General features: G+C 74.3%; 4 protein-coding genes. 1 reads left to right on the top strand and 3 read right to left on the bottom strand.

The window, feature by feature from the left end:
- Positions 1 to 160 precede the first annotated feature (160 nt).
- The gene (locus tag AB0B72_RS11955) at positions 161 to 802 is read right to left on the bottom strand and encodes a DUF6758 family protein (RefSeq protein WP_367738605.1); all 642 of its coding nucleotides are present in this window, start codon (positions 800 to 802) and stop codon (positions 161 to 163) included.
- Positions 803 to 874: 72 nt separating this feature from the next.
- Between AB0B72_RS11955 and AB0B72_RS11950 the strand changes: the two genes are divergently transcribed.
- A complete protein-coding gene (locus AB0B72_RS11950; protein WP_367738604.1) occupies positions 875 to 1279 on the top strand; it encodes an NUDIX hydrolase in 405 nt (134 codons plus the stop codon).
- On the opposite strand, the gene AB0B72_RS11945 is transcribed toward AB0B72_RS11950, so the two are convergent.
- Both AB0B72_RS11945 and AB0B72_RS11940 read right to left on the bottom strand, forming a co-directional pair.
- Positions 1260 to 4562: a hypothetical protein gene (locus AB0B72_RS11945; protein WP_367738603.1), complete on the bottom strand. Its 3303-nt coding sequence runs from the start codon at positions 4560 to 4562 to the stop codon at positions 1260 to 1262. The two genes, AB0B72_RS11950 and AB0B72_RS11945, sit on opposite strands and share 20 nt — an antisense overlap.
- A gap of 786 nt (positions 4563 to 5348) precedes the next feature.
- Positions 5349 to 6491 carry a lysostaphin resistance A-like protein gene (locus tag AB0B72_RS11940; protein WP_367738602.1) on the bottom strand — a complete coding sequence of 381 codons (1143 nt, stop codon included), beginning with the start codon at positions 6489 to 6491 and terminating at the stop codon, positions 5349 to 5351.
- Between the last annotated feature and the right edge of the window lie 77 nt (positions 6492 to 6568).

Here is a 6568-nt window from a genome sequence, read left to right as displayed (position 1 = left end):
GAAGACGAGGGAGGACTTCCCGGATCCGGAGACGCCGGTGAAGACCGTGAGCCGGCGCTTCGGGATCCCGCCTTCTCGGGGATCGCCTTCTCGGGGATCGCCGCGCTCTTCTCAGGAAGACCGCGGATGTGGCAGCGGCGTGCTCGACCGCGTACCGGCCCTAGATGTCGCCGTCCAGCCGGGGGGAGAACGCGCCGAACGGCAGGTCGAGCGCCTGATCCTGCTCACGCAGGTCGCGCAGGGAGAGGTTGGCCAGCGCGATGAAACATCCGGCCTCGGCGGGCCAGGCGATCGTCCACAGCCAGTTGCCCATCGCCTCGCCGACGTACACGGCCCGGTCCTCCGGCACCATCCCGGCGCACCACAGGGCCGTCGGATGGCCGCGGGCGTCGATCTTGGCGTGCGGCGGCCCGGCGTCGAACCCCGCTCCCGGGTCGGGGCCGGTCAGGCCGGCGAAGCCGGCGCCGAGCCCCACTCCGGGCTCCTCGGCGATGAGCAGCATGTCGGCGGGGCCGTGGAGGATCGACGGCCCCGTCAGGGCCACGACGCTGGCCCGCACCCCCGTCCGCTCGTCCCCCGCCTCGGCGAAGCCCGTCACCAGCCAGCCCGCCGGAAGCGGCCAGGGCAGCCAGACGGGGACCCGGGCGGCCCGGCACAGGACGTCCACGGCGGCCAGGGAGGGGCGGCGGGGAGGCTGAAGTGGCAGCACGTCCCCGTGCGCGTCGCAGCGCCAGGAGCTCGACCAGACGCTCGGCTCGTACAGCGGGCCGAAGCACCGCGGACATGTGGGCGCGCTTCTCACAACTACTCACGGTGCGTCGAGGGCGGGCCGCCGTCAAGGGGCTTCCCGTTATTAAGCCGTAATCTTGGTCATGTGCGGCTCATCAGATGTGTCGGCGCGATCGTCGTCGACCAGGATGCCCGGATTCTCCTGGTGCGCCGCGGCCGCCCGCCCGGCGCCGGCCTGTGGTCGCTGCCCGGCGGCCGGGTCGAGCCGGGCGAGACCGACGAGCAGGCCCTGCGCCGGGAGCTGCGCGAGGAGACCGGCCTCGACGTCACCGCGGGCCCTCTCGCCGGGACCGTCCAGCGGCCCGGTCCCGGCGGCGTGACCTACGACATCCACGACTACCTGGCGGCCTTCACCGCGGGTCCGCTCGTCCCCGGCGACGACGCGGCGGACGCGCGGTGGTGGCCGCTCGCCGATCTCGTACGGCTCCCGCTCACCGACGGCCTCGCGGAAGCGCTCGGGGAGTGGGGGATCACCGGTCCCCGCTCGTGAGCGTGCTCCGCCAGATGGTCAGGTGATCGTCGGCGTACGTCGTGGACCGGCCGATCCCGACCACCCGGCTGCCCGAGACGGCCACCGCGCCCAGCCACTGCGCGCCGACGCCGCCCAGGCCGTCCCGCTTGAGTGTCTGGCGTGACCACTCCACGCCGTCCTCGGAGATCCAGGCGGCGCTGTCGCCCTCGCCCTCCGCCCCGTACGACCCCACCGCGACCAGGGCCTTACCGGTCCCGGTCAGGTCGAGCACGACGGCGGGCTCGTCGGCGGGCAGCCGGCCGTACTCCCAGTGGACGCCGTTGTCGGTGGACATCGCGGAGAACGGCTGGGTGCCGTCCTTGGTGACGGCCGTCCCGACCACCACGATCCCCGCCTCGGTGGCCACGACGTGACGCAGGCCCGCCGACCGGGCGTCCGGCGGCACCACCCTGCTCCGCGACACCCAGTTGACGCCGTCGGAGGAGACCCACACCACTCCCGTCTCCCGGTCCGCCGTGCCGGAGCCGCCCACGGCGACGAACCCGTACGGCGTGGCGGCGACGTCGGAGATGCGCACGCCGGCTCCTCCCGCCGGCATGCTGCCCACGGCCGACCGGGTGAACTTCCGCAGGTCAGGGGTGAACCACAGGGCCGGAAGCACGCCGGTCGACCCGCGGTCCTCGCCGGCGAGGACGTAGCCCTTCGCCCCGGCCGCGACCACCCGGGGCGCGAGCAGGAAGTGGCCGGACGCGAGGTCCAGCACCGGCCCCCGCCTCCATGATCTGCCGTCCGACGAGGTGACGAGCAGAGGCCGGGTCGCGGCGGGATCGGTCATCGTGCTGCCGACGGCCAGCCAGCCCTTCGGACCGTGTGCCACCCCGCTCAGGGCCTGCCGGCCGGTCCCGCCCAGCAGGCCAGAGGCGGCCGCGTCCGTCCAGTTGGCCCCGTTGTTGCCGCTCGTCCAGATCGCGGCGTCACCGTTGGCCGAGCCCACCGCCACGAAGGCGCCGCCCGCGGCCGAGACGTCCGCGGTGTCCCTGGCCAGCCGGTTGAGGCCGCCGATCGCCTCCAGCGGCACGGCGCGGGCCGCGTCGCCCTTCTCCGCCGTCATGAGCACCGGCAGGTTCTCCACGTCACCCGGCCCTCGCTTGTCGCCACCGGCGACCAGCAGGCCGGCGTCGGTGATGGTGAGACCGCGCAGCGTGCCGGGGATCTCCCCGAGGTCGGCGCTCTTGTTCCACTTGCGGCCGTCGTCGCTCGTGTAGAGGGCGTACCGCTCCCACCCGGACTCGGTGACCGCGGCGATCCCGGCCGCCGACGACGCCAGGCCGCGTACGCCCGTGCCCTCGGAGCTGAGCGGCCCGATCGTGCCGCACTGGGACCATCCGGCGCCTTCGGGGGAGCAGTACACCCGCACCTCCCCGGCCTCCGACTTCTGGCGGGTCGGGACCAGCAGGAAGCCCTTCTTCGTCACCGCCAGCGCGCCCGGCTCCGGGCGCACGTCGGCGAGCGCGGCGGCGGTGCGCAGCCAGCTCCGGCCGCCGTCGTCGGAGCGCAGGATGACCGAGACCGAGTCACCCGCGGCCGGATCGGCCAGGGCGACCACCCGGTCGCCCCGCGCGACCACCGCCCGCATGCCCCTGACCTTGTCGGGGGTGCCGATCTGGTCGGTGTCGACCCTTGTCCAGCCCTTGCCGTCGGGGGAGATCCAGGCCACGGGGCCCGGCGTGCCGTCGCTCAGCGTCGTGACTCCCACGGCGAGGAAGCCGGTCGCGGTCCGGGCCAGGTCGGTGATCTTGTCCTGGCTCCAGAAGGCCGTCAGGCGTGTGGGGTCCACCGCCGTCCAGGAGCGGCCGTCCGAGGAGGTCCACATGCCCCGGGCGGACGAGCCGGCCGAGGCGGGAACATCCGTGCTCACCGCCAGCCAGCGTCCCGCGCCGCCGGTGACCCGGCCGACGGCTCCGGCCGCGGTCTCGTACCCGGCCGGGCCGACGACCCGGCCGAGCTGCCATCCCTTGCCTCCGTCCGACGAGACGAGGAACAGCGGGCGCGGCATGGGGCTCGAGGTGTCGCTGCCCACCGCCACGACCGTAGAGCCGACAGAGGTGATCGCGTTGAGGACCTGGCTGGAGCCGTTGCCGGGCAGGCCGGGCGCGGCGAAGGCGGCGTCGCCGGACTGCCCGTCGCCCGCGGCCAGGCTCAGACCCGCGGTCGAGGGCGTACGGGCCCAGTTCACGACGGCGACCCCGAGGGCCGCCGCCAGGAGGAGGACGACGCCGACCGCGACGGGCATCACCAGCCTTCCGGCAGGCGGGACGCGGCGCGGGGGGATGACGCGCCGGTGGTGGCGCCCTCCGCTGGACCGGGGCGGCCCCACGGCCACGAGAACGTCGGGGCGTGCCGGTCGTCCCCCGGGTGGCCGGCCGATCCGCTCCACCGGCTCTCGTGCGGGGCCGCCGGGGATCTCCCCGGCGGCCGGCTCCCCCGCTGACACGCCCGGCTCGTACGGCGGCTCATACGGGGGCTCGTACGGAGGCTCGTACGGAGGCTGGAGGACGGGCTCGCGCACGGGTTCGTACGGCGGCTCGTACGGAGGCTGGTAGGGCCGGGAGCCGGATCGCCGGCCGGTTCCCTCCTGTCCGGCGACGGGCTGCCCCGGCATGGGCTGCTCCCGCACCCACATCCTGGCCCCGGAGCCGGCGGGATCAGGGCGCGCCGGGTCCTGGTGGGCGGGGTCTTCCGGGGACAGGCCTCGGCGGGCGGGGTCTTCGGGGGCCGGGTCCCGGTGCGGGCGGTCTTCGTGCTGAGGGTCCTGGCGGGGATGGCCCTCGTATGCAGACCCCTCACGGGCCTGGTCCCGGGTTCGGGGGTCCGGTGGGCGGCTGACGGGGCGGCCGGAGGCGTCGAGGTGCTCGGGCTCGGCGGGAATCAGCGGCTGGATGCGGATGCCCCCGGTCCCTTCGGGGTCCTCCAACCGGTGCCGGGGAACGGGCTCCGGGGGCGTGTGCGTCCAGACGTGCTCACCGCCGGAGCCGCCTTCCCCGCCGCGGGGAACGGCCGACGGCCCGGGAGCGTACGGATCCTGCGAACCCGGCGGGCTGTACGGATCGGCGGAAGCGGGCGGGCTGCTGGGAGCCACGACGTCGCCCGGGATGGGCGGGGAGGGGGCGGGGGACGGCGACGGGACGGCCGGTGCGATGTTGATCTCCGGCGCGCCGGGACCGTCGGGGTTCTCCCGGGGGATCTGAGCGCGGCGGGCCCGTGGAGGCCCCGAGGCCACCAGCTTGTCGGGACGGTCCACGATCCGCCTGGGCCGGCCGCCTGACCCTCCCCGGCTCGATGCGCGACCGGCCGGGTCGTCGTCGCCGTAGCCGTGCTCCGGCGCGGGTGGCGCCGGGAAGGCCCCGGCCGCGGGCGCGGGCGCGGCACCTGCGGCTGGAGAGCCGGACGGTGAGCCGGACGATGAGCCAGACGATGAGCCGGTGGACGCCGGAACCCCGCGTGGTGAGCTCGTGGACGACCTGGCACCCTCGCCGTGCCAGGTGGCCGGGGCCGTGGCGGCGCCCGGTGGACCGGTCGTTCCCGGGTCCGCGGGCGGCCCTTCGCCAGACCGTCCGTGGCGGGGCTCGGCCGGGCTGTAGGGGGCCGAGTAGGGGCGCCGGCCGGTCCTCGGAGCGCGTTCACGCTCATCCTGGGGCTCCGGGCGGGGAGCCCACGTGTTGCGTCCCTCTTCCGGAGGCTCCCTGCTCTCCGCCGTCTCGGGCTGCTCCTGAGGCTCCGGGTCCTCCGGCACCGGGGCGCCGAACGGCGGAAGCGCCCATGGCGAGGGATCGGGCGGCGAGTGGTGCAGCGTCGGAGGGGCCGCCGGGCGCCGATGGGACTCGTCCGCGCGGGGCGTGTTCTGCTCGTCGTCGGTGTGCCGGCGGTCACGCTCATGGGGACCCGAGGCCACGCTTAGTCCCTCCTCCCCGGGAAGGTGATACCGGACCGTTCCACCATGGGTACGGTAAAGCGATCATTGTGATACCCCAACACAAAACCAGAGCAACACGGGAACCGCGTGGGGACTAGACCTCTCTAGTGAGATTTATCCGGAGAGAGTCTGAATTGCCCTCTTTCGGGCGATTATTACGATCGCGACGCCGTACACGGCGAACTGCACAGCGGTCCCGGCGATGGACTGCCACGGCAGCGCCCCCTGCTCCAGCGCGCCTCCCATGTCGCCGGAGGCGGCGGCGAGACCGAAGGCCACCACGTTGTTGGTCGCGTGCAGCGCGATGGGCGCCTCCAGACCTCCGGTGAGGATCGCCAGCCACCCCATCAGGATCCCGAAGCCGAAGACGTAGGCGATCCCCCAGTCCGTGTAGCCGTGCAGGGCGGCGAAGGCCGCCGAGCCGAGCAGGACGCCCGGCCAGGGATTGCGCAGGTAGGCCCCGAAGGACTGCAGGATCCAGCCGCGGAAGACGTACTCCTCCGCCGCCGCCTGGAACGGCACCAGCAGGAGGATGAGGATCATCGGCGGCAGGAACACCGCCCAGCCGGCCCAGCCGTAACCGGCTCCGACACCTGTAAGGGTCAGCGTCCCCGACTCGGCGAGCTGGCCCAGCACCACGGCCACCACGGCGACCAGCAGGCACCACCCGAGCCACCGCCACCGGATGCGGAAGGCGACCGACGACACCGTCCCCGGCGGTCTTCGCTGGAACGCCCATGCCGCGCCGAAGACGAGCGGGATGGCCAGGGCGATCACGATGAGGTGGAAGCCGAGGTCGACGACGGGGTCGATGAACAGGCGCGACCCGTCCACGGCCATCGGGATCCCGGCGATCACGGACACGAGACCCGCCAGCAGGCCCACGCCGAGCGACATGACGAGGAAGGCGATCACGATGCCCAGCGTGCCGACGATCGGGCGCCACCATCGGTGCAGAGCCGTACGGGCCAGCCTGTCGTATCGGGTCTGCGGCGGAGGCGGCGCCGTCCACGGCGCGGGCGGCGCCTGCCACTGGTACGGCGGCGGCGCCTGCGCACCCCACTGGTACGGCGGCGGCGCCTGCGCGCCCCACTGGGACGGCCACGGCGCGCCGTATCCGCCCGGAGGAACCGGCCCTTGCTGAGGACCGGCGCCATACGGACCCTGCCCACCTGGAAGGGCCTGCCCCGGCTCCTCCGGCGGCTCCCGAGGAGGCCATGGCGGCGAGCCGGCCCGGTCCCGCTCTGGTTCGGTCATACGTCCATTGTTCGTCCCCGCTCCCCACCGCATCCCCACCGCCCCGTTCCCTGTGCGTACTAGTTCACAGACACTCC

The organism is Microbispora sp. NPDC049125 (assembly GCF_040802045.1).
Lineage (GTDB): Bacteria > Actinomycetota > Actinomycetes > Streptosporangiales > Streptosporangiaceae > Microbispora.
This window is presented reverse-complemented; position numbering and strand designations above follow the sequence as displayed.